General features: G+C 42.2%; 24 protein-coding genes. 12 read left to right on the top strand and 12 right to left on the bottom strand.

Annotated elements, in window-relative coordinates; genetic code table 11:
- Positions 1-29 precede the first annotated feature (29 nt).
- The 3 genes from pqqE to METVE_RS0111310 all read left to right on the top strand — a co-directional run bounded on the left by pqqE (position 30) and on the right by METVE_RS0111310 (position 3,049).
- Positions 30-1,259, top strand: coding sequence for a pyrroloquinoline quinone biosynthesis protein PqqE (pqqE, locus tag METVE_RS0111320; RefSeq protein ID WP_020168599.1), 1,230 nt, complete (start codon positions 30-32; stop codon positions 1,257-1,259).
- Between the two features lie 49 nt (positions 1,260-1,308).
- Positions 1,309-2,508 (top strand): multidrug effflux MFS transporter, encoded by a 1,200-nt coding sequence (locus METVE_RS0111315; RefSeq protein ID WP_020168598.1) that lies wholly within the window; start codon positions 1,309-1,311, stop codon positions 2,506-2,508.
- A 133-nt stretch (positions 2,509-2,641) separates the two neighbouring features.
- Positions 2,642-3,049 (top strand): DoxX family protein, encoded by a 408-nt coding sequence (locus tag METVE_RS0111310; protein ID WP_020168597.1) that lies wholly within the window; start codon positions 2,642-2,644, stop codon positions 3,047-3,049.
- A gap of 22 nt (positions 3,050-3,071) precedes the next feature.
- On the opposite strand, the gene METVE_RS0111305 is transcribed toward METVE_RS0111310, so the two are convergent.
- From METVE_RS0111305 to METVE_RS0111260, 9 genes are all read right to left on the bottom strand, one after another.
- Entirely contained in the window at positions 3,072-3,602 is a 531-nt protein-coding gene (locus METVE_RS0111305) for a M48 family metallopeptidase (protein ID WP_020168596.1), read from the bottom strand.
- A gap of 125 nt (positions 3,603-3,727) precedes the next feature.
- The gene (gene fdxA / locus METVE_RS0111300; RefSeq protein ID WP_020168595.1) at positions 3,728-4,057 is read right to left on the bottom strand and encodes a ferredoxin FdxA; all 330 of its coding nucleotides are present in this window, start codon (positions 4,055-4,057) and stop codon (positions 3,728-3,730) included.
- Positions 4,058-4,118: 61 nt separating this feature from the next.
- On the bottom strand, positions 4,119-5,417 hold the full coding sequence (locus METVE_RS0111295; protein ID WP_020168594.1) for a sulfate adenylyltransferase subunit 1: 1,299 nt from the start codon (positions 5,415-5,417) through the stop codon (positions 4,119-4,121).
- The gene (gene cysD, locus METVE_RS0111290) at positions 5,417-6,352 is read right to left on the bottom strand and encodes a sulfate adenylyltransferase subunit CysD (RefSeq protein WP_020168593.1); all 936 of its coding nucleotides are present in this window, start codon (positions 6,350-6,352) and stop codon (positions 5,417-5,419) included. The genes METVE_RS0111295 and cysD overlap by 1 nt, the downstream gene beginning before the upstream one ends.
- Before the next feature lie 44 nt (positions 6,353-6,396).
- A complete protein-coding gene (locus tag METVE_RS0111285) occupies positions 6,397-6,750 on the bottom strand; it encodes a VOC family protein (protein ID WP_020168592.1) in 354 nt (117 codons plus the stop codon).
- A gap of 8 nt (positions 6,751-6,758) precedes the next feature.
- Positions 6,759-7,517: a phosphoadenylyl-sulfate reductase gene (locus tag METVE_RS0111280; RefSeq protein WP_020168591.1), complete on the bottom strand. Its 759-nt coding sequence runs from the start codon at positions 7,515-7,517 to the stop codon at positions 6,759-6,761.
- Complete coding sequence (locus METVE_RS0111275; RefSeq protein WP_020168590.1) at positions 7,517-8,137, bottom strand: DUF934 domain-containing protein; 621 nt, start codon at positions 8,135-8,137, stop codon at positions 7,517-7,519. Before METVE_RS0111275 ends, METVE_RS0111280 begins: the two co-directional genes overlap by 1 nt.
- Entirely contained in the window at positions 8,134-9,807 is a 1,674-nt protein-coding gene (locus METVE_RS0111270; protein WP_020168589.1) for a nitrite/sulfite reductase, read from the bottom strand. Before METVE_RS0111270 ends, METVE_RS0111275 begins: the two co-directional genes overlap by 4 nt.
- A 186-nt stretch (positions 9,808-9,993) precedes the next feature.
- Positions 9,994-10,842: a sulfite exporter TauE/SafE family protein gene (locus METVE_RS0111260; RefSeq protein WP_020168587.1), complete on the bottom strand. Its 849-nt coding sequence runs from the start codon at positions 10,840-10,842 to the stop codon at positions 9,994-9,996.
- 129 nt (positions 10,843-10,971) lie between these two features.
- On the opposite strand from METVE_RS0111260, the gene METVE_RS0111255 reads away from it, so the two are divergent.
- The 6 genes from METVE_RS0111255 (at position 10,972) to METVE_RS0111230 (ending at position 17,731) form a co-directional block, all read left to right on the top strand.
- Entirely contained in the window at positions 10,972-11,904 is a 933-nt protein-coding gene (locus METVE_RS0111255; RefSeq protein ID WP_020168586.1) for a CysB family HTH-type transcriptional regulator, read from the top strand.
- 105 nt (positions 11,905-12,009) lie between these two features.
- On the top strand, positions 12,010-12,558 hold the full coding sequence (locus METVE_RS0111250; protein WP_020168585.1) for a DUF302 domain-containing protein: 549 nt from the start codon (positions 12,010-12,012) through the stop codon (positions 12,556-12,558).
- 146 nt (positions 12,559-12,704) lie between these two features.
- Positions 12,705-14,183, top strand: a complete 1,479-nt coding sequence (locus METVE_RS0111245; RefSeq protein WP_020168584.1) for a helicase HerA-like domain-containing protein — start codon at positions 12,705-12,707, stop codon at positions 14,181-14,183.
- Positions 14,184-14,208: 25 nt separating this feature from the next.
- Positions 14,209-15,960 carry a formate--tetrahydrofolate ligase gene (locus tag METVE_RS0111240; protein ID WP_020168583.1) on the top strand — a complete coding sequence of 584 codons (1,752 nt, stop codon included), beginning with the start codon at positions 14,209-14,211 and terminating at the stop codon, positions 15,958-15,960.
- A gap of 47 nt (positions 15,961-16,007) precedes the next feature.
- Entirely contained in the window at positions 16,008-16,568 is a 561-nt protein-coding gene (locus METVE_RS0111235; protein WP_020168582.1) for an IMPACT family protein, read from the top strand.
- 140 nt (positions 16,569-16,708) lie between these two features.
- Complete coding sequence (locus METVE_RS0111230; RefSeq protein ID WP_020168581.1) at positions 16,709-17,731, top strand: AI-2E family transporter; 1,023 nt, start codon at positions 16,709-16,711, stop codon at positions 17,729-17,731.
- A gap of 107 nt (positions 17,732-17,838) precedes the next feature.
- Here the strand turns inward: METVE_RS0111230 and METVE_RS0111225 are convergent, their stop codons facing one another.
- Genes METVE_RS0111225 through METVE_RS0111215 form a run of 3 tightly spaced genes read right to left on the bottom strand, consistent with a single transcriptional unit; the run spans position 17,839 to position 21,144 of the window.
- Positions 17,839-18,813: a M48 family metalloprotease gene (locus tag METVE_RS0111225; protein ID WP_020168580.1), complete on the bottom strand. Its 975-nt coding sequence runs from the start codon at positions 18,811-18,813 to the stop codon at positions 17,839-17,841.
- Entirely contained in the window at positions 18,813-19,355 is a 543-nt protein-coding gene (locus tag METVE_RS0111220; RefSeq protein ID WP_020168579.1) for an SH3 domain-containing protein, read from the bottom strand. The genes METVE_RS0111225 and METVE_RS0111220 overlap by 1 nt, the downstream gene beginning before the upstream one ends.
- Before the next feature lie 49 nt (positions 19,356-19,404).
- The gene (locus METVE_RS0111215; RefSeq protein ID WP_020168578.1) at positions 19,405-21,144 is read right to left on the bottom strand and encodes a CHASE2 domain-containing protein; all 1,740 of its coding nucleotides are present in this window, start codon (positions 21,142-21,144) and stop codon (positions 19,405-19,407) included.
- A 49-nt stretch (positions 21,145-21,193) separates the two neighbouring features.
- Between METVE_RS0111215 and METVE_RS0111210 the strand changes: the two genes are divergently transcribed.
- From METVE_RS0111210 to moaE, 3 genes are read left to right on the top strand one after another with little or no spacing between them, the layout of a single operon-like run.
- Entirely contained in the window at positions 21,194-22,510 is a 1,317-nt protein-coding gene (locus tag METVE_RS0111210) for a DNA recombination protein RmuC (RefSeq protein WP_020168577.1), read from the top strand.
- Between the two features lie 57 nt (positions 22,511-22,567).
- Positions 22,568-22,825: a molybdopterin converting factor subunit 1 gene (gene moaD, locus METVE_RS0111205; RefSeq protein WP_020168576.1), complete on the top strand. Its 258-nt coding sequence runs from the start codon at positions 22,568-22,570 to the stop codon at positions 22,823-22,825.
- Between the two features lie 35 nt (positions 22,826-22,860).
- On the top strand, positions 22,861-23,313 hold the full coding sequence (gene moaE / locus METVE_RS0111200; protein ID WP_020168575.1) for a molybdopterin synthase catalytic subunit MoaE: 453 nt from the start codon (positions 22,861-22,863) through the stop codon (positions 23,311-23,313).
- The last annotated feature ends 66 nt before the right edge of the window (positions 23,314-23,379 follow it).

The following is a 23,379-nucleotide window of genomic DNA, read 5'->3' as shown; positions in this document are numbered from 1 at the left end:
GGTTAAGTAGCACTATCAAGGAGTAGCAAATGACACAGACATCGTTAGGTGAGTCAGTTGTACAGAAGGAAATACACAGCCAAGCTAAGAATAATGGCGTTGCGGCGAACATCACGCATACGCAGCCGCTTTGGTTGCTGGCAGAAGTGACCTATCGCTGTCCTTTACATTGTGCATTTTGCTATAACCCGACGGATTACGATAAACACACGCAAAATGAGCTGACGACTGAACAGTGGATTCAAGCGTTACGTGATGCGCGCAAAATGGGCGCGATTCAGCTGGGGATATCAGGTGGTGAGCCGTTATTGCGTGACGATATTGAAGATATTGTCATTGAAGCCAAAAAGCTGGGTTATTACAGCAATCTCATTACTTCAGGTGTTGGTTTAACTGAGAAACGTATTCAGGCATTTAAAGATGGCGGCTTAGATCATATCCAACTTTCTATGCACGATATTACCGAAGAGATTAATAATTTCATCACCAATACGCGTACGTTTGAGCTGAAGAAAAAAGTTGCCGCCATGATTAAAAATCATGGCTATCCGATGGTGTTAAACGTGGTGATTCACCGCTACAACATTGGGCATATCAAAGAAATTTTGGAAATGGCCGAAGCGCTAGGTGCAGATTATGTTGAGCTGGCAAATACGCAATATTATGGCTGGTCTTTGGTGAATCGTAGCCAGTTAATGCCGCTTAAAGAGCAAATTGACGAAGCGGAAAGAATCACCAACGAATTCCGTGAAAAAGTCGGCAACAAAATGAAAATATTTTTTGTGGTGCCAGATTACTTTGGTAATCGTCCAAAAAAATGCATGAACGGCTGGGGCGAAGTGTTTATGATTGTGACAGCTAATGGCGATGTGTTGCCCTGTCATTCTGCGCGCGTGTTGCCCAATATGCAGTTCCCAAATGTGCGTGAAAACGGTTTGGAATATGCATGGAAAGAAAGCCCAGCATTTAATAAATACCGCGGTACGGCTTGGATGAAAGGGCCGTGCGTTACTTGTCCCGAGAAAATGAATGATTTAGGTGGTTGTCGCTGCCAAGCATTTTTACTCACTGGCGATGCGGAAAGTGCCGACCCAGTTTGCTCATTGTCGCCTAATCATCATTTAATTGAAAAAGCGATTGAGGATTCTAAAAATCCTGTATTGGCATCACAACCGATTATCTTTAGAACGGATAAAAACTCTAAAAAATATGTCGCTGGCGATAAAGAGCGTGTAGAAGAATTTCACGCCTTGCCGTAAGGCTTGCAAGATATAATACAAGGCGCATTGAGTTGCGCCTTTTTTATTGATGGTCATAAATGTGAAAACACACTCAGTATTTTTAGTCTATGTATTAGCTAGTTTGGCTGCGCTTGCGCCTTTCGCTATTGACACCTATTTGCCAGCGTTTCATGCAATGGGTGCAGATTTACAAACGTCTGACTTACATATTCAGCAAAGCTTAACGGTTTATTTGCTGCCATATGCTTTGATGACGCTGTGGCATGGCGCTATTTCGGATGCGATAGGGCGTATTACCACCATCAAATGGGGCTTGAGCATTTTTGTACTGGCTTCAATCGGTTGTGCTTTTGCGCCGAATGTTGAAACCTTATGGTTTTTTAGAGCGCTACAAGGTGCAAGCGGCGGGGCAGGTAATACGGTTGCACGCGCTATGGTGCGCGATTTGTTTGAAGGCGCAGCGGCGCAAAGAGTGATGGCGACTGTGCAAATGTTGTTTGGCATCGCGCCTGCAGTTGCGCCGATTATTGGTGGTTTTTTACTGGGAATCCATTGGCAGGCGATATTTATTTTTCTGGCGATATATGCAGGCGTAACCTTATGGGCATCAGTGACTTTTCTGCCCGAAACCATGCCGCCAGAAAAGCGACTGAAATTATCGGCAAAAAATGTGTTAACCAGTTATAAAAGCATATTTGGCGATACTGAGTTCGCTAAATTAAGCATCACGATTGGCGCCTGCTTTTCTGCCTTTTTTGTCTATGTGCTGGCGAGCCCAGTTTTTTTGGGCAAACATTTAGGGTTAACTCCGCAACAATATGGCTATTTATTCATCCCGACTGTTTGCGGCATGATGATCGGCTCTTATCTGGCGAAATATGTGGCCGGGAAATATACTGCACAAAAAGTGCTTAAGGTGGCTTTTGCGTGGATGCTTGCGATTGTTAGTGCGAATATTCTTGTGTGTGCTTTCTTGCCATTAAACCCAGTGAATAACATTTTACCCATCGCATTATTTAACGTAGGAATGGCCTTAGTGATGCCAATATTGTCACTGGCCGCGCTGGATCGTCATCCTAGAATCCGCGGTACTGCTGCATCAGGGCAGGCATTTATTCAAATGTTGCTATCAACCGTGTCGGCTGGCTTGATTGTGCCTTTGGTGTGGGGCAGTGTGATGGGTTTGGCGCTTGCTATGATGGTTTATTTGATTATTGCGCTTTTGGTGATTAGCCAGACACAACTATGGAAAAGCCTAAAGGTTTAATTGATTTTAATTCCGCCAATTATCAGGTAGCATTTTTGGTTTATTGAACAGGATTAAATCCTAGACGTACGACAAACGAATCAGTTAGTATGTTGCTGGTTCACTTGATTAATCAACACAAAGGAAAACTCAAATGTTAAATACTCAATCTTGTGCAAAATGGACACCTCATGTTTTAGGTTTATTACGTATCATCACTGGTTTTCTGTTCCTGCAGCATGGCTCGGCAAAGCTTTTAGGTGCGCCGCATATTGCCATGTTTGATGGCTTGCAGCTGATGTCTTTAATGGGAGTAGCGGGTGTACTTGAGTTGGTGGGTGGTGCGTTAATATTACTGGGTTTATTTACGCGACCTGTCGCCTTTATACTTTCTGGCCAAATGGCTGTTGCGTACTTCATGGCACATGCACCTGGCGGCTTTTTACCTATTTTAAATGGCGGTGAATTAGCTACTTTATATAGCTTTGTATTCTTATACTTTGCTTTTGCAGGTGCTGGAAAATTCAGTTTAGATAGCGTTTGGTGTAAAAAATCTGCTTAAACAATTTATCTCAATAATCACATCATGGCGCCAGTAGTTTAGGCGCCATTATTTTAATTGCCACTTCATTTTTCCAAAGCAAATAAACCCGGCAATCAAACTCTAATTGATGGTAAGCGGGTTCCATGTGCTGACATAGCTGGTAAAAAGCTTTGTCGTGATTGCGTTCTTTAAGATGTGCCAGTTCATGCACAACAATCATTCGTAAGAAATCACTAGGTGCAGTTTTAAAAAACGAAGAGATTTTAATTTCTTTTTTGGCTTTTAGCTTACCGCCTTGCACACGCGAAATTGCTGTGTTCAATCCAAGCGCATGATGTTCTATACCAAGCCTATTATCGTAATGCACTTTATCCAGCAACGGAGCGGTGCGTAAAAACGCCTGCTTAATCTCATTCGCATAAGTGTAGAGGGCTCTATCGGTTTGAATTGTATGCAACTGAGGATAACGTATTGAAATGTACTCACCAAGCAAGCCCTGTTTTTGCAGTTGCCTAATTTTATCTTGCAGAGCAAGCGGGTAGTGTTGTAAATATTTAAGTGCTGGTGTCATTAAAACTGCTTTTTATTCAATTCGTATTGTTAATTAAAAAAGATTCATGTAATAAAACAAAAGGAGGCAATTGCCTCCTTTGTATTGTTACATTATTTTAAGTTGATAAATTTAAATGCTAAGAATTAAGCTTCCTCAATTAAAAGATCACGTTTACCTGATGCGCCATTCATAGCTTCTGCATCTGGCAGCGCTTCTTTTCGGCTGGTAATCGTTGGCCACAATTCAGCCAAGCGCGCATTTAATGCAATATACTCCTGCTGATCTGCTGGCACATCGTCTTCTGCAAAAATAGCTTCTGCAGGGCATTCGGCGACACACAGTGTGCAATCAATACATTCATCCGGGTTAATGGCTAAAAAGTTAGGGCCTTCTACAAAACAATCCACTGGGCATACATCAACGCAATCGGTAAATTTGCATTGGATACAGTTTTCGGTGACTACGTAAGTCATTTTTCTTCCTTCTACTAAATCTTACTAATTAATCTTATTCAATTCTAATCATTTTTTTGATTTATACAATCATGCCAGCGCCGACAGTGTTGTTTGTACTTTCATCAATCACAATAAAAGCACCAGTTGCACGATTTGTGTTGTAGCTATCGACCATTAACGGTTGCGCAAGCTTAAAATTAATACGTGCAATGTCGTTCATTTTGAGTTCAGTCGTAGGTTGTTGTTCCAACGTGTTAACGTCTACTTTGTATGAAATATTGCCAACTTTTGCTTTTGATTCGCGCGTGGTATGACGAATAACATAAGTGCGGGCAGGTGATAACGGCGTTTCAGATAACCAGCAAACAAATGCTTCAATTTGCTTGACTGGTTGAATAGCGCTGCCAGATTTAACAATCATATCGCCGCGTGAGGTGTCGATTTCATCTGCTAATAATAGTGTGACTGATTGCTCACTTTGCGCACTTTGTAGATGCGTGTCACCCAATTGAATAGCTTTTACGGTTGATTGATAGCCGTTTGGCAATACGGTAACGGCGTCACCAACCGCAATGTTACCACTTTCAATACGACCCATAAAGCCTCTAAAGTCGTGTAGATCAGCATCCGCGCTTGCATGTGGGCGACAAACAAACTGTACTGGAAAACGGAATTCTTCATCTACATCAACATGTGCAGCGGGTGCGGATTCTAATATTTCTAGTAACGTTTCATTGGTATACCAAGGCATATTATCCAAACGGTCAACCAACATATCGCCATTTAAGGCAGACAATGGAATAAAACGAATTTCTCTCGATTGTGCAAAACCGATTTCAGTCGCAAATGCTAAGTAGTCCGAGCAAATCTTGTCATAAACGGCTTGATCATAATTGACCAAATCCATTTTATTCACCGCTACGACAATGTGCTGAATCCCCACCAAATGTGCTAAATAGCTGTGGCGACGCGTTTGTGTGAGCACGCCACGACGGGCATCAATCAAAATGATAGCTAAATTGGCAGTAGACGCTGCAGTCACCATGTTGCGAGTATATTGTTCGTGGCCAGGCGCATCGGCAATAATGTATTTGCGTGTACCGGTACTAAAATAACGATAGGCAACGTCGATGGTAATACCTTGTTCGCGTTCTGCTTGCAAGCCATCGGTTAACAATGATAAATCAACGGCTTCCATGCCACGTTTTTTTGATGTGTTTGAGATTTGTGTGAGCGTATCGGCCAAAATCGTTTTGGTATCAAATAGTAAGCGACCAATCAGCGTGCTTTTGCCGTCATCAACACTGCCGCATGTCATAAAGCGCAAAAGGCTATCGTTATGGATGTTGATATTATTTGTTGTGTTGATACTGCTCATTAGAAATAACCTTCTTTTTTACGCTGTTCCATGCTGGCATCTGATGTTTGATCGTCTAAACGCGTTGCGCCACGTTCTGTAATGGTTGTCGTTGCGGTTTCTACCACGATTTTTCTAACACTATCAGCATCACTAATCACTGGTGCCGTGCAAGTAATATCACCAACTGTTCTAAAACGTACTTGCATATTGATGATTTCTTCACCGTTTTTCGGTTGGTTAATCACTTCGCCGTTTGCTAATTTTACGTTGGCAGGATACATATCACCACCGCGCATAAATATATCGCGTTGATGTGCAAAATAAATGCTAGGTAATTCTAAGTTTTCACGTTCGATATATTGCCAAACATCCATTTCTGTCCAGTTTGAAATAGGGAAGGCGCGGATATTTTCACCTTTATGTGAACGGGCGTTATACAGATTCCATAATTCTGGACGTTGATTTTTTGGATCCCATTGACCAAATTCATCACGGAAACTCATGATACGTTCTTTAGCGCGTGCTTTTTCTTCGTCCCGGCGCGCACCACCAATACAACAATCAAAACCAAACTCTTCAATCGCTTCAAGCAACGTAACAGACTGATGTTTGTTGCGTGGCTCATCAGCGCTTTTTAATACCACAGTGCCGCGCTGCATTGAGTCTTCAACAGAGCGCACAATGAGTCGCTCACCTAATTCAGTGGCACGCTGATCTCTAAAGTTAATCACTTCTTGATAGTTATGCCCAGTATCAATGTGCAAAAGTGGAAATGGAAAACGACCAGGACGGAACGCTTTTTCAGCTAAGCGTAAAATACAAAGTGAATCTTTGCCGCCTGAAAATAGTAATACAGGATTGCTGCATTGACCTGCCACTTCACGCAAAATATGAATGGCTTCAGCTTCTAGCCAATCTAAATGCGATAATGGTTTATGGGTATTATTTAACATATTCAATAATTTACTTTATATAATTAATGTATTACTTTAAAAATTTATGCATCTGACCATACAGCAAATTCATTGCCACTAGGCTCTAAAAATTGAAAACGACGACCGCCAGGAAAGTCAAAAATATCTTTACTAATAACACCGCCAGCTTGCTTTACTTTGCTAAGCGTTGCCTCTAAATCGCTACTATAGAACACCAATAAAGCACCGCCATTTTGGGTTGTAGAAGCATGGTTAGAGGTAAAGAATCCACCATCTAAGCCTTCATTTGAAAAGGCTACATAATCGGGGCCGTAATCCATGAATTCCCAAGAAAAAGCGGTTTCGAAGAAATGCTTAGTTGCCGCGATATTTTGTGCAGGATATTCAACGTAATTTAATTTTTCATGTAGATGCATAAAAATATTTATTTTTTAACATGCAGACCGCATTCTTTGCTGGTTGGGTCTTCCCACCACCAACGGCCGGCACGCACGTCTTCACCCATTGCAATGGCACGGGTACAAGGTGCGCAACCGATACTTGGATAAAATTGGTCGTGCAATTTGTTATATGGCACGTTATACATGCGGATATAAGCCCAAATCTCTTGTTCAGACCAATCACTTAACGGGTTAAATTTCTCTAATCCGTTAGCATCATCAAATTCGCGCACGGGTAAGCTAGAACGCGTGGTTGCTTGCGCTGCGCGCATACCTGTCACCCAAGCTTTTTTATCTTTAAGCGCGCGTTGTAAAGGTTCTACTTTACGCATGTGGCAGCAACTTTTGCGTAATTCAATCGATTCATAAAAGGCATTAATGCCATTTGTTTTCACATAAAATTCGACGGTTGCTGCCTGTGGAAAAAACACATTTAACTTGGTGTTGTAATGCCGTTCTGTTTCTGCAATTAAGTCATACGTTTCAACAGGTAAACGACCAGTATCTAGTGAGAAAATCTCGATAGGTAATTGATTTTTTGCAATAATATCAGTCAGCACCATATCTTCTGCGCCAAAGCTATTAGCAAAAGTGATGCTGACTAGCTCATTTGAAGCATTTTTTAATAGAGCTAATACTTGATCAGTTTTTGCGTTCACACTGGCTTGCAACGCATCAGTTAGCACCGGCTGTGTGGCTGGATTAATTGCGGTAGGCTTTAAGAATGAAACCTCGCCTGACATTATGCTGTCCTGTTATAACGCGCAAATACTGGGCGTGGCTCATCTACAGCACCTTGGTAAGGTGCTGTGAAATCTTTCAAACTGGCTAAAGCATCGTTGGCTGAGCGATCGGCGCGAATTAAATAACTATTAAAGCCGCTACGTTTTAAGAAAAACAATTGATCTCGCAACACATCACCAATAGCGCGCAACTCATTTTTAAAGCCATAACGCGTGCGCAATAGGGTGCCCAGCGAGAAAATACGGCCATCAGCAAAACGCTCTACATGCACCGCGATAATAGGTAGCACATTTAAGTCGACTTGATCGTTAACTAAATCTGCTAATACTTCATGCGTATCTATCCATACGCCAACTTCACCATTTGAAATGCGCGTTAACAATTCGCCTTTACGCGCAATAAACACGCTTAAAGGCACAATGATTTTGCCTGTCGCTGGAATTGCCGTATCAGCAATTTGTGTTTCAGTAACGGTAGCTTCACCTGTTAATTTAAACAGAACAACCTTACCAGCTTGTTTGCGCGCCTCTACGTTGCTGGGCGGAAGTTGTACCGTAACCCAAGTATTTTCTACAATGCTAGCAGCATCATTATTATTAAGTTGAATTAAATTACTCATACAGATGCAATCTCTTCATTTTTGGCATAAACATGCGCTTTAAACGGTGCAATACCAAGACGACGTGTTGTGTCGATGAATAGCTCTTCTGGAGTGCGCTCTTTAATATAAAGATCAATCAGTTTTTGTACAACGCCAGGCATTTCATCTGCAGAGAATGCAGGGCCAATCACTGTGCCAAGGCTGGCATCATTGCCTTGTTTGCCGCCGATGGATACTTGATACCATTCCGAACCGTCTTTATCTACGCCTAGAATGCCGATATGACCAACGTGATGGTGACCGCAAGCATTCATACAACCTGAAATGTTGAGTTCAATATCGCCAATGTCATGCAAATAATCTAAATTATCGAATTGCATTTGAATCGCTTCTGCAATTGGAATGCTTTTAGCGTTTGCCAAGCTACAAAAATCACCGCCTGGGCAGCAAATAATATCGGTGAGCAAGCCAATGTTCGGCGTCGCCAAACCAGCAGCGCGCGCTTTTTCCCAAACGCTATACAAATCACTTAACTTAACATCTGCCAAGATTAAGTTTTGTTCATGCGAAACGCGCAGTTCACCAAAGCTATATTGTGCGGCTAAATCCGCGACCACATGCATTTGCTCGCTAGTAGCATCGCCTGGTGCTTTGCCATGCGGTTTCAGTGATAGCGTTACAGCGCGGTAACCTGCTTGTTTATGCGCATGCACACAACGTTTCACCCAAGCAGCAAAGGCAGGGTTGCTTGCGATTGCAGCATCAAAGTTTGAATCGTGCGCATTCAAGTTTTCGTAAGGCATCGCCTCGAAATGCTTGCCAACGCGGGCTAATTCAGCTTCCGTAATAGTATTTGGTGCGTCTTTTAAGTGCACCCATTCGGCTTCGACTTGATTTTTGAATTCTTCAATACCAAGTGCTTTCACCAAAATCTTAATGCGTGCTTTGTATGAGTTATCGCGACGACCGTGTAAGTTATACACACGAACAATCGCTTCGCAATAGGTGAGCGCATGTTGCCACTCTAAATGTTCGCGGATAACAGAGCCTAATATTGGTGTGCGGCCTAATCCGCCACCCACCCAAACCTTAATCGCTAATTTACCCGCAACGTCGGTATAAAACTCCATGCCAATATCGTGTGCTTGTACAATCGCTCGGTCTTGTTTGGTGCCCGAAACCGCAATTTTAAATTTGCGTGGCAACAAAGCGAACTCTGGATGGAATGTACTCCATTGGCGCATGATTTCAGCCATTGCACGTGGATCAATTACTTCATCAGGCGCGATGCCTGCAAATTGATCGGTCGTAATGTTGCGTATGCAATTGCCAGAGGTTTGAATTGCGTGCATTTCAACCGTGGCGAGTTCAGCTAGAATATCTGGCACATCTTCTAATTTGGGCCAGTTGAGTTGCAGATTTTGGCGCGTACTAAAGTGACCATAATCTCTATCGTATTTTTTTGCGATGTCGCCAAGCTTGTGTAATTGTTTGCTAGACAACATGCCATAAGGCACGGCAATGCGAAACATCGGCGCGTGGCGCTGAATATACAAGCCATTTTGCAAGCGTAATGGGCGAAACTCTTCTTCAGTGAGTTCACCTGCTAAAAAGCGGCGGGTTTGGTCGCGATATTGTGCAACGCGCTCGTCGACAATTTGTTGGTCTAATTTATCGTACTTATACATAATTTTTCTGCTGCATTTCTTCCGTGCTGATAGTTTCTATGGCTAACATTTGTTTGGCTAAAAAGCTAACCTGATATTTTAATCTAAAATCAGGTTTAATCCAAAAACTGCTTGTATAAATAAAGCTTTTATTCAATAAACTTAACAATAAATTCAGTCTAAAAACTCAAAGCTAAGATATTTGCTTTAAGACTCTTTAAAACTTAACTGTTTTAATGCCACCAAAAACAATATGATTGAAATGCCAATCAACTGATTGAATTCAGGAAAGGCTAATTTTTGGCCGACATATACTAAAATTAAAGCGAGCAGCGTGCGCACCCAATGTTCAGCTACTTTAGAACTTAAATGGCTACCAATCCAAATGCCAGGAATAGAGCCTATCAGTAGTGTGCCAAGTAGGCTGTAATCCACAGTGCCTAAACTGGCGTGGCCTAAGCCAGCAACCAAAGTGAGCGGTACAGCATGTGCGACATCGGAGCCAATGATTTTAGTAATGGGGGTTTTGGGATATAAAATCAATAGTGCAGTCACTCCTAACGCACCCGCACCAACCGAAGTTAACGTGACTAAAAAGCCTAAAACTACCCCTAAAATAACTGTTAAGCTTGGCGTGTATTTAGGGTTGATCCATTCGCCGGTTTTGGATAGTTGGGCTAATTGATTACGGAATAGTACAGACAACGAAGTGAGCAACAATGCGATGCCCAGCCAAAATTTAATATTATTAACCGCAGCGTCAGAGGCAATATTTAAATCTTTTAAATATAAAACTGTGATGATTGAGGCAGGAATGCTACCAAAAGCCAATAAGCGGACGATTTTCCAGTCAATATTGCCGAGTTTGCCATGTGCAAAGATACCTACGCTTTTGGTGATTGAAGCATAAAGTAAATCTGTGCCAACTGCGACTGCCGCTTTTACATTGAAAAAGATAAGCAAAATGGGTGTCATTAATGAGCCCCCGCCAACGCCTGTTAATCCAACTAATAAACCAACTACAAATCCTGCAAATATATAAGAAATCAAATCCACGCGCGGCGCATACCTAAATGGTAGTAAACCCGCACAATATAGCAGAAATTGATATAATTATTTAATAACACATTATTATTTTAGTATATGATTTGCTTATAACGATTATTTTGAGCCAAGGGTGCATGAATGAAGCTACACCAACTGAAGTATATACACGAAGTGGCACGACAAGGTCTCAATATTTCAGCCGCAGCTGAAGCGCTCCACACATCGCAACCCGGTGTCAGCAAACAAATTCAAATGCTGGAAGACGAATTAAAATTACAGATTTTTCAGCGCAATGGCAAGCGTTTAACTGGTATTACTGAACCAGGTAAACATATCGTAAAACTGGCAGCCACTGTGATGCTGGAAATGCAGAATATCAAACGCGTGGGCGATGAGTTCAGTAAAGTAGAAACAGGTACGTTGACAATTGCTACTACTCACACGCAAGCGCGTTACACTTTACCCGCAGCCGTTAAACAGTTTATTCATGCTTATCCGCATGTTAAGTTGAATATTCACCAAGGCGATCCATCGCAGGTGACTGCGCAAGTAGCCAGTGGCGAGGCGGATATTGGTATTGCGACAGAAAAAATTAGTTTAGATGACCGTTTACTTTGCTTACCTTGTTATGAGTGGAATCGTTGCATCGTTGTACCAAAAGGTCATCGTTTAATTGACGCGCTGCCGCTCACTTTGTCTAAAGTCGCTAGTTTTCCATTGATTACTTATGACTTTGCTTATACGGGCAGCATTACAGTAGCAAAAGTATTCCACGATGCCGGCGTAATGCCGAATATTGTATTGAGCGCAATTGATGCTGACGTGATTAAGACCTATGTTGGATTGGGTTTGGGCGTTGGTTTGATTGCCAATATGGCGTATGATGAAGAACGTGATAAGGATTTAGTGCGTTTAGATTGCAGCCATTTATTCCCAGCCAGCACAACTTATTTGGGTGTACGTAAAGATGCGTTTTTACGCAACTATATTTACGGCTTTATCGAATTGCTAATACCAAAATTTGATCGTAAAGCGGTGGATGAAGCGTTAAAAGTTTATCGGGCTAGTTAGTTTTTGGTTAGTTGCGCTGGCTAAACTCCATTACTAGACCGTACATGTTAATAGTGGTTAATTTATATTATTAGCAAGATTAGTTAACCGAATTTGGGGCAAATAATGTGGTTTAGGCATTTGTTTTATTTATTCATATTCGTTGCATTAAGCGCCTGTGCTAACACCCAAACCACCTCAGCCACCTCCACCAAAGACATGCCAAATGGCTTGCCGCCAATTGATTTAACCAGCGCTATATATGAATTACCAGTAAAAGAAGGTGTCAGTTATCAAGATGTTCTTGATAGCTTAAAATCACTTTCTGAAGGCATGAATTTTGTAAATCCGGCTAATTTTCCTATTGCCGAAAATATGAAGTTGCGTGGTATTGATCCGCAAGGCATTAAAGAAGTGCATAGTTTCTGTAATTTAAGTCTTGGCACTGAAATCATGCTCGATCATCCCGAATTTTTGGTTTTTGCCCCGTGCAGAGTCGCGCTTTATGAAAAGCCTGATGCCAACAAAAAGCTGCGATTATTTTTGGCTTTAGATAGGCCAACTTATGATTTAAAAAGCATCAAGAATCCAACCGCGCGGGCGCAAAAATCGGCGCAAGAGTTAGAGAATGTATTAATTAATTTGATGGAAAAAGCCAGTCGCGGCGATATTTAATTAGACCATTTAGTTGATATCACTTAATCCGTAAAGATTAGGTGATAATCTACAATATCGAATGAATAATTAGTCATCAGATTACAAAAAACAGACAAACAATTTGAACCACTATCAATAGCCTTAAATAAACGAAAATCCTCATTATGACGAATCCTATCCGCGTTGCGAAAGCAGAGCAGTTTTTAAATATCTTACCCAAAATGGCCAATCGCCACGGCTTGATTGCGGGCGCTACCGGCACTGGTAAAACCGTCACGTTGCAAACATTAGCAGAAGGTTTTTCTAAACTCGGCGTGCCAGTATTTATGGCAGATGTGAAAGGCGATCTAGCGGGTATCAGCCAAATTGGCGGCGGCAATGCGAAAATTGACGCGCGTGTTGCTCAGTTGGGAATGGATGATTTTAAACCACAAGCTTCAACTGTTGTATTGTGGGATGTGTTTGGCGAAAAAGGTCATCCAGTCCGCACCACAGTGGCGGAAATGGGGCCATTATTATTAGCGCGTTTATTGAATTTAAATGATGTGCAAGCTGGTGTGATTAATGCGATTTTTAAGATTGCCGATGATAAAGGTTGGTTGTTGTTAGATTTAAAAGATCTGCGTGCTATGTCGCAACACGCGGCAGAAAATGCGGCGGAATATCAAACGACTTATGGCAATATTTCAGCCGCCAGTGTTGGCGCATTACAGCGTTCGCTTTTACAGCTTGAGACCGAAGGCGGTGATTTGTTATTTGGTGAACCCGCATTGAATCTGGAAGATTTAATGCAAACCGATAGTCAAGGGCGCGGTGTCATTAATATTTTAGCGGCGGATAAACTATTCAACTCGCCACGTGTATATGCGACTTTATTGCTTTGGCTATTATCGGAATTATTTGAAAAACTGCCTGAAGTGGGCGACTTAGAAAAACCTAAATTGGTATTTTTCTTTGATGAAGCACATTTACTGTTTAGCGATGCACCACCTGCATTGTTGCAAAAAATTGAGCAAGTTGTAAGGTTAATCCGTTCAAAAGCGGTTGGCGTTTATTTTGTCAGCCAAAATCCTTTAGATATTCCCGATATCGTGCTCGGCCAATTAGGTAACCGCGTACAACATGCTTTGCGCGCATTTACGCCACGCGATCAAAAAGCCGTTAAATCAGCTGCAGAAACATTCAGAAGCAATCCAAAAGTTGATGTGACGACTGCTATTACTGAGCTTGGCGTTGGTGAGGCATTAGTATCATTTTTGGATGAAAAGGGCGTACCAACGCCAGTTGAACGCGCTTTTGTTTGTCCACCAGAAAGTCGAATCGGTGCGCTAACAGATGCCGAGCGCACGGCCGTGATTGCTGGCTCTAGCATCGCAGGTTTTTACGAAAAACAGATTGATCGTGAATCGGCGTATGAAATTTTAAAAGCGCGCGCAACTGAATCTGCCGAGGTAGTAAAAGAAGAGGATAAAGGGTTTGATTGGGGCGGCATGTTGGGTGGCGTTTTAGGCGGAAAAAAAACCAGTCGCTCAGATAGCATTTTAGAAAGTGCGGCTAAATCTACCGTGCGCGCAGTGGGTTCGCAATTAGGGCGTAGTTTAGTGCGCGGAATTCTTGGTTCAATTTTAGGCGGTCGTAAATAATTGACTGACAGTTGGAGCATTGTTGATGTTATCTGATATCGATATTGCACAAGCGGCAAAATTAAAGCCGATTGTTGATGTTGCTCAAACACTCGATATTGCTACAAAAGATTTGATTCCGTACGGCCATTCTATTGCCAAATTAAGCGCAAACTTCTTAAAAGAATTACATCCCTCGGACCAACTTGAATTAAAAACTGACCAAACCAAATCAAAAACTAAACTAGCTCACTCAAAAGTAAAGGTTAAGCCAAACGGTAAACTTATTTTAGTTACGGCTATTAGTCCAACGCCTGCTGGTGAGGGTAAAACGACGACGACTATAGGTTTGGCAGACGCACTTAACCATTTATTTAGGCAAGAAAATACCGATAAACACGCAATGGTTTGCATTCGCGAGCCGTCGTTAGGGCCAGTATTTGGTATAAAAGGTGGCGCGACAGGCGGTGGTTACGCGCAAGTGGTGCCGATGGAAAATATCAATCTGCATTTTACTGGCGATTTTCATGCCATCACTTCTGCTAATAATTTACTGGCCGCTTTAATCGATAACCACATTCACCATGGTAATTTGTTAAATATTAAAGAAGTGACTTGGCGTCGTTGCATGGATATGAATGATCGTGCTTTGCGGCACATCACAACGCATGATGCTGCGCATACCGAACACGATATCGCAACGAGTTTTAACATTACCGTGGCCAGCGAAGTGATGGCTATTTTTTGTTTGGCTGAAGATTTAGACGATTTAAAAACGCGCTTAGGTAATATTCAAGTGGCGACTAATATGGCTGGCAAGCCAATATTGGCCAGCGATTTACAAGCACAGGGCGCAATGACTGTGTTGCTGAAAGATGCGTTTCAGCCGAACTTAGTACAAACATTAGAACATACGCCCGCACTGATTCATGGCGGCCCATTTGCCAATATTGCACATGGCTGTAATTCAGTCGTGGCGACAAAAACTGCTTTAAAGCTAGCTGATTATGTGGTGACTGAAGCAGGTTTTGGTGCAGATTTAGGTGCAGAAAAGTTTTTTGATATTAAATGCCGCAAAGCCAGTTTGCAGCCAGATTTGGTAGTGATTGTCGCCACGATTCGCGCACTTAAATATCATGGCGGTGCGACGCTGAATGAACTCAATAAAGAAAATATCGCTTTTTTAAATTTGGGTATGGCGAATTTGATCAAGCATCTGACCAATCTGCATCAGCATTTTGGCATGCAAGTGCTGGTAGCGATTAACCACTTTACGCATGACACACAATTAGAAATCGACACCTTAAAATCCGCGCTGGCAGAGTTGGGTTTTAAAGCTATCGTCTGCAAACACTGGGCAGACGGCGGTGCTGGCGCAGTTGGTTTGGCACGTTCGGTTGTGGATTCTATCGCCAATACACAGTCTAACTTTAAGTTGTTGTATCCAGATTCGCTGCCTTTAATCGATAAGTTAAACACAATCGCCACTAAGATTTATGGCGCAGCAGGTGTTAAGTTAAGTGAAAAAGCAGCTAAAAAACTGACTGTACTAGAGCAAGAATACGCATATTTGCCAATTTGCATTGCAAAAACACAATATTCATTTTCATCAGATGCTTCTATCAGAGGTGCGCCTACTGAGCACCATTTACAGGTGGAAGATTTACATCTATCGCGTGGTGCAGGCTTTGTTGTGGCAATCTGTGGAAAGATTATGACCATGCCTGGCCTGCCAAAGCAGCCAACCAGCCAATATATCGATGTGAATGCATCTGGCAATATTGTTGGTTTATCGTAAGTTTTGGTCTATATTTTTTGGACTATTTTTAGCGTTAACTTTCAGCGATGGTAACCATTGAAAAAACAGGCTCAGCCGAACAAACGATTCAAAAATCGCGATTTTATGCGTTTGCAGGACATTGCCAAACAGAGCGCGAAGTCGGACTTTTCTTAAGACAAGCAGCTGCACAACATCAAAACGCCCATCATTTGGCTTACGCATTCAGAATCAAAACAATGGATGGCATTATTCCGCGATTCTCAGATGCGGGCGAACCGAGTGGCACAGCAGGAAAACCGGTATTACAAATGCTAGAAGGCCGCGATTTGATTAATGTCGCGGTTGGCGTGATTCGATATTATGGTGGTATCAACTTGGGCACTGGCGGATTAGCGCGTGCTTACGGCGGCACAGCAAAAATGGCGCTGGATGCCGCACTGGTTATCCCTTTTGTTGAAATGAAAGAGTTCAGTTTAAGCGTGCAATATAACCGTGTAGATGAGTTAACAAGAGTGGTTTCGCAATTAAAAGGCAAAGTGTTAGATAAACATTTTGATCAAGCAGTCCATGTTAAAATCAGTTTGCCAGCGACAGAAGTGAGCACATTTGTTGGCAGATTTAGCTGATGGATGCTTTGCCAATTAAATCTTCACAAGTTGGTATTTAATCATTTAAATTTAATCGTTTTAAATTAAGCTTCAAGTATAAAAAGCCGTTAATTGCGCAAGATTCATCGTATTCATTCAGGACGATTCAATTAAAAGTTATGCAAAATAATCCTAACGAAGTGTTATCCATGAAATTTGATATTGCCTCATGGATATTGATTGGCGTGGCGATGATATTAGTTTTAACCTTTCGCTTACTGCCTGCATTATTAGCTGGCTTGCTAGTGTACGAATTAATTCGACTCTTGACGCCGCATATCGAACGTAAATTCCCCCGTACACGCGCAAAGTTGATTGCAATTGCCCTGTTAAGTATCGTCATCGTCAGCTTGTTAAGCCTTGCCGGCGCTGGCTTAGTCGCATTTTTCCGCTCAGAGTCTGGCAGCATCACTGTATTGCTGGCCAAAATGGCACAGATTCTTGAAGACTCACGCAAGATTTTGCCATCGTGGATATTAGAGCGTTTGCCGTCTGATGCGATAGCCTTTAAAGAAGAAGCCACCATCTGGCTGCGCTCCCATGCGAATCAATTGCAAGTAGTGGGCAAAGAAGCGGGGCGTATCACTGCGCATGTGATTATCGGCATGATTATCGGCGGCATGATTGCGTTGCGTGATGCCGCAAAAGATGATCACTACAAACCATTTGCTCGTGCTTTGGCACAACGTGCTTGGCTGTTTGGCGATGCATTTAAACGCGTAGTGTTCGCACAAGTGCGTATCGCCTCGATTAACGCACTTTTTACTGGCGTTTATTTAGCCATCATCATGCCAACTCTGGGCGTTGAATTGCCTTTGGTTAAAACCATGATCGCCATTACTTTTGTGGTCGGTTTGATTCCTGTGGTCGGCAATCTGATTTCAAACACGGTGATTGTGGTTGTCAGTCTAAGTCAATCATTGGGCGTCGCAATCGGTTCACTTTTGTATTTAGTAGTGATTCATAAACTGGAATATTTTTTAAACGCGCGCATCGTCGGCGGGCAGATTCGCGCCAATGCGTGGGAATTGCTGATTACGATGCTGTTGATGGAGTCGATTTTCGGGCTTGCTGGAATTGTCGCCGCGCCAATTTATTATGCCTATATTAAAAGCGAGCTTAGAGCGCGCAATTTAGTCTAGCTAAAATAATATCGTTAAATAAAAACATTAATAAAAGCACAAATGAGTTAACACATAATTTGCCATCAATTATGTGTTAACTCATTTAAATCAATATATTAACGTTATTAATTTGCTAATTTATAAAACCTATCTTCAAGCGTTTTACCCGCTTTAATATTATCCAGTTTACTACCGGCGCTATCACCCAGTTTAGTCAAACGTTCGTCTGGATGCGGATGCGTTTTAAATAATAGCGCGACGCTGTTGTCCGTTTTGTTGGTTTGGCCGATTTTCTGCAATACTTCTGGCAAGCCAAACGCGTCATAACCCGCGCGTGCGGCTAGCACTACGCCCATTCTGTCCGCCTCATATTCTGCGTCTTTATCCAAACTGCGCGCACTGATTTCAGCGCCACTGCCAATCGCTTTTTGTGCGATTTTATTATCCTTGCCAAATTTATCGGTAATCAAACCAGCACCAATATTCACCAGCTGCTGTTTTTGTAATACTTTAAGCTGATGTTTTTGCACGATATGCGCAATCTCGTGACCTAAAACGCCTGCCAATTGGGCTTCATTAGTCAATTGCTGGTACAAGCCTTTAGTGATTAACACATAACCGCCAGGTGCCGCAAAAGCGTTTAAATCGCTGCTTTCAATTACGCCAAATTTCCAAGGTAAATCAGCACGTTCCGATTGGCTAGCGACCCAGCGGCCGACTTTGTTCACGTATTGCTGCAATTTGTCATCTTTAACCAAAGCCGCCGCACCTAAAATGCTGCCGCTGATTTCACGTCCCAATGCAATTTCTTCGGCCTTACTCGGGTTCTTCCAGTTAAAGGCTTTTTCGTCATTTGCTGAAGCAGATTCAGTGGCATTTTTTGTTGCGTCTGATTCGGCTGATGTTTTCGATTTGTCTGTGTTGACAGATTCACCATTCGTCATAGAGTTGCCATTTTTTAGCTCTTCTACTTTCTTTTTTGCAGCATCTTCTAACGCTTTGCCAAAATCTAAGGCCAAAGCTTGCATTGAAAAGAGTCCTGTTGAAAGTATCAATCCAATCAACAAGTTATGCTTGATTTTGAGTTTAAACTGATGCATTATTTAGCTCCTGTGAAGTAAGGGAGTTTTGAAGCAGTTAACCCGCCAGCCGTGGCAAATTTTTGACCATCGCTAGCTGTTAATGTGTAACTCTCTAATTTTTTCATTTCAGTTTCATTAAATTGGGCGGTTTTCAGTTCTTCTGCACTTAAGCCGCGAATGCCTGTGGTAGAAACCACTTTTCCCGTACCAGCGCGTCCGCTAGCCACATCTGCAAGACCTTTAACTTGATTGCTACTGGAAACGCCGCCACGTTTAACCGATAACAAACGTACCCAGCCGGTGCTTTTTGTGGTTTTTACTTGTAACCAAGCGCCTTTTTTCGCCAAAATATCCACCGCATCATTCTTGCTCAACGTCCCCACTGATTTGGCATCCGCAAAAGGTGTGGCGCGTAAAGTGTCTGCCTTCAATGCAGTGCCAGCTTCGCCGCTAATCGCTAAAATAGGGCTTGCTAGGCCGATTACGAATAATGCTTTTAGGGCAAATATTCTTAAGTCTGATGTTTTTTGATGATTTTTGAGGGTTAAGTCAGGTTTCATAGCAAGTCCTTTATTAATTCTGGTGTGTCTGTTTTTAAAGTTCTAGTTTTTAAGTGCTGGTTTTTGAATGATTAGTTTCTAAATTGCCAGCCTCTAATTGAATAACGGCTTGTGCGAACAATATACGCCATTGCGATGCTAAAGAAATCGCAGAATCTGTTGTTTGCAATTGTGCCAGTTTGCCCGTATGCAGCGTGTAACGCGTCACCGTTGTGCTGGGTAGACCGCAATGGTTGATTAAGTCCGGTAGCTTTTCGGCAAGCTGAGATGCGTCTTTACGCGCTGTTTCAGCATATTCGGGCTTATTGTTTGCAAACATCCAGCTCACTACAATCATGTCGCCAAATAAGCCCCAAATGCCGCTTTGCGTGCCATGAATAGCCTCAATACTATTCGGCGATTTGCTATTTAACTCGATCTCACGTTTTAGTTTTTTTAGCATCGCAGGGCTTAAAGCTTCATTGCTTTCCACTAAAATCGGCATGATTAATACGCTAGATTCAGCTGCATCAGCTTTCAAACCGAATGCCAGCCAGCGTTGTAGCGCACGGTCTGTGGCTAAAGCATAGATTTTAGCGATACCGAACAATGCGACTGCCCACAAAATGGGTGCAGTCAAATCGAGATAAGTGTTGGTCAGATTGATCGCCACATACGATAACACCAGCAAACCAATTTGCCCGCCAGTGAAAATTGAGTTGAATCGGTCTCGGTCTACCTTAAAGTAAAACGCCAGCGTGGTCGCCCAAATCAACAATAAACTGAGCAATATATAAGGTATTTTACCGCGCCACACTTTTAAATAGTCGCCATGTTTTGCGTTATCAATCGCGGTCGCCAGAATTTCTACGCCTGGAAATTGTTTGTCCATTGCCGTTGCTTTGATATCAAACAAACCGGGCGCGGTAGAACCAATAATGACGATTTTGTTGGTAAATTCATTGGCTGGGCGTTTTTTATGTTCGCTGGCTAAATCAGTAAACACATCGCTAAACGTGGTGTAAGTGTAAGTAAATGGTTTGCCGCGCCAGTTAATCAGCATATCTTGTGGCAGGTTTTCAATAGGCTGATTATTAGCAAACTGCGCAACCACTAAAGGTAGAGAAGGTAAACGCCAGCCAGCGTTGTCATGATACATGCGATATTGGCGCACAATGCCATCGTTATCCGGATACACATTGTGCGTACCTAAACGATTAGGTTTAAGCGCGGCTTCAAAATACGGCAATATGGCGGCTACAGTTGCATGTTGACTATCCACATTTTTTTTGGCCTCAGCATTTTGAGTTAACCCCGGAATCTGTGCATATTTTAATTGGCTGGATGTGTCTTGGCTGGCATCTAAACGCAAAATAGGGAAAAAAGTATTGTCGGATGCGGCAATCACCTCATTAAAATAAGCGTCACTGTCCGCGTTATAGATATCCGCATCACTGAACACAATATCAAACACAATAGCCTTAGGATTTTGTGCTTGAATATTCTCTACAAATTCACCTAAAACTTGTCGCGGCCAAGGCCAGCGGCCATACTCTTTGGCAAACGCCGCTAAGCTCGCTTCGTTAATATCCACAATCACGATATCTTTGTCTGCACTTGGCTGAAATACACGATTCTTCACCATAAAATCGAATGCCTTATCGCGCATATTCAGCCCAACATTAAACACACCAGCATCCAGCAACACCAGCAAAGTGAACATGGTGGCGAGGTAAATGTAAAAGTTGTTTTTAAGCTTGCGCGTCAAGTTGGCAAGCCATTGGCCTAAAAGCAGTTTGAGTTTATTCATATGATTTTATTTATAAAGGTGAAAGCCACACTGGTTTATAATGTTCTGTATGAACGAAATTATAGTCTTACTTTTAGTTTTAACGCTTATTTTGCTGGCTTGGCTGGCGTGGCGCGAGTTTTCCAGCAGCAAAAATAGCGCATTGCTCAATCAGTTAGAAGATAAACATCGCTTGATGTTATTGGATTTAAATGACGGCTTAAATAAGTTGGCAGATCGCTTGAATGTTGTGTCGCAAGATAATAGTGACAGATTGAAAGCGCAGGTTTCGCTAGAACTGCAAAGTACACGCAACGCCATGCAAGAATTACAATTGGCGCAAAATACCAGCTTGGCACAAACGCGCGAAACCGTTTTGGAAACGCTGCACAAAACCTTAAGTGAGCAGGGCAGAGAACAGCAATCACTAATCAACAATACGATGCTAAAAGCTACTACAACGTTGACGCAAAGTGTCGAAAGTTTGGGCAAAATAGTCGACAGCCGTTTAGAGCAAATAGGCGGCAAAGTGTCGGAACGATTAGACGAAGGTTTTAAAAAGACCAACGAAACGTTTATTAGCGTGATGGAACGCTTAGCCACGATTGATGAAGCGCAAAAGAAAATTGATGGCTTAACGGTGAATATGGTTAGCCTGCAAGAATTGTTGGGCGATAAACGCAGTCGTGGTGCTTATGGCGAGGTGCAGTTAGAAGGTTTGGTGCGTAATGTATTACCAAACGATAGCTTTAAAATGCAGCATACCTTTGAAAACGGCGTGCGTGTGGATTGCGCACTTTTCCTGCCGCAACCAACGGGTACTGTTGCCGTGGATAGCAAATTCCCACTGGAAAACTATCACAGAATGTTTGATAGCAGCTTGAATGAGATTGAGAAAAGTTTAGCTAAAAAGCAGTTTAAAGCGGATATTAAAAAGCATGTAGATGATATTGCGAGCAAATATATTATTCCGCATGTGACCAGCGATGGCGCAGTGATGTTTATTCCAGCGGAAGCGGTATTTGCTGAGATTCATGCTTATCATCCAGAGATTATCAATTACGCCATGAATAAACGCGTTTGGCTGGTTTCACCAACTACATTGATGGCGGTGTTAAATACCGCGCGCGCTGTGTTAAAAGATGTGGAAATGCGCAAACAGGTGCATATTATTAAAGATGAACTTGGTAAGTTAAGCAAAGATTTTGAGCGCTTTGATGTTCGCATGAAAAAATTAGCGGATAACATTCGTCAAGCACACGATAACGCGCAAGAAGTACATATTAGTAGCCAAAAAATCACGAATCGCTTTAAACAAATTGAGCGAGTTGAGTTAAGCAATGAGCCAATAGATTTACTGGATGTTATTGACGAAACCGATAGTTAGTCCATTAAGTTAACCAATAATTTACATTAATTAATAATCCTAAATAATTGAATTAAAATGAAAATAAAAGTTTTATATTTTGCCAGAATCAAAGAAGCAGTGAATTACTCGACAGAAGAGTTGGATTTGCCAAGTGACATTTCAACCATCACTGCGCTTAAAAACTGGTTGGCTTTACGCGGAGATGTGTGGGCTAATTTGTTCGATGGTAAGCAGGTTGTACGTGCTGCGATTAACCATAATTTGGTAGATGATTTAGCTAAGATTCAAGCTAATGATGAAGTAGCGTTTTTCCCACCTGTGACGGGTGGCTAGTAATTGAATAGCTTAGAAATTGAATGGGCGACTGAATGAGTATTCAAGTACAAACTGAAGACTTTGATGTTGGTTTATTATTGAACCAGTTACGTCTTGCTAACCCAAGCGCTGGTGCGCTGGTGAGTTTTGTCGGCCAAGTGCGCGATATGAATGATGGCGATTCTGTCAATACGCTGACTTTGGAGCATTATCCGGGCATGACAGAAACTGCGCTGGCGGCGATTGAAACTCAGGCGCATGCGCGTTGGAATCTGATTGATACTTTGGTCATTCACCGAGTTGGAACACTTAAGCCGCTTGACCAGATTGTACTGGTGGCGGTGTTAAGCGCGCATCGCGGTGAGGCATTTAAGGCTTGTGAGTTCATCATGGATTATTTAAAAACCCAAGCGCCTTTTTGGAAGAAAGAAATCACGCCAACTGGTGAGCGCTGGGTGGATGCTAAATTGAGTGATGATGAATCGCTTGAAAAATGGAGTAAGTAATTAATAAACATATAGTTAAAGTATTTTTATAATAAATTACATTAAATATTCTCTGTGTAAATCTGT

Source organism: Methylotenera versatilis 79 (genome assembly GCF_000384375.1).
In the GTDB taxonomy this organism is placed as follows: Bacteria; Pseudomonadota; Gammaproteobacteria; order Burkholderiales; family Methylophilaceae; genus Methylotenera_A; species Methylotenera_A versatilis_B.
The sequence above is the reverse complement of the archived record's forward strand: the minus strand, read 5'-3'. Positions and strand labels throughout refer to the sequence as shown.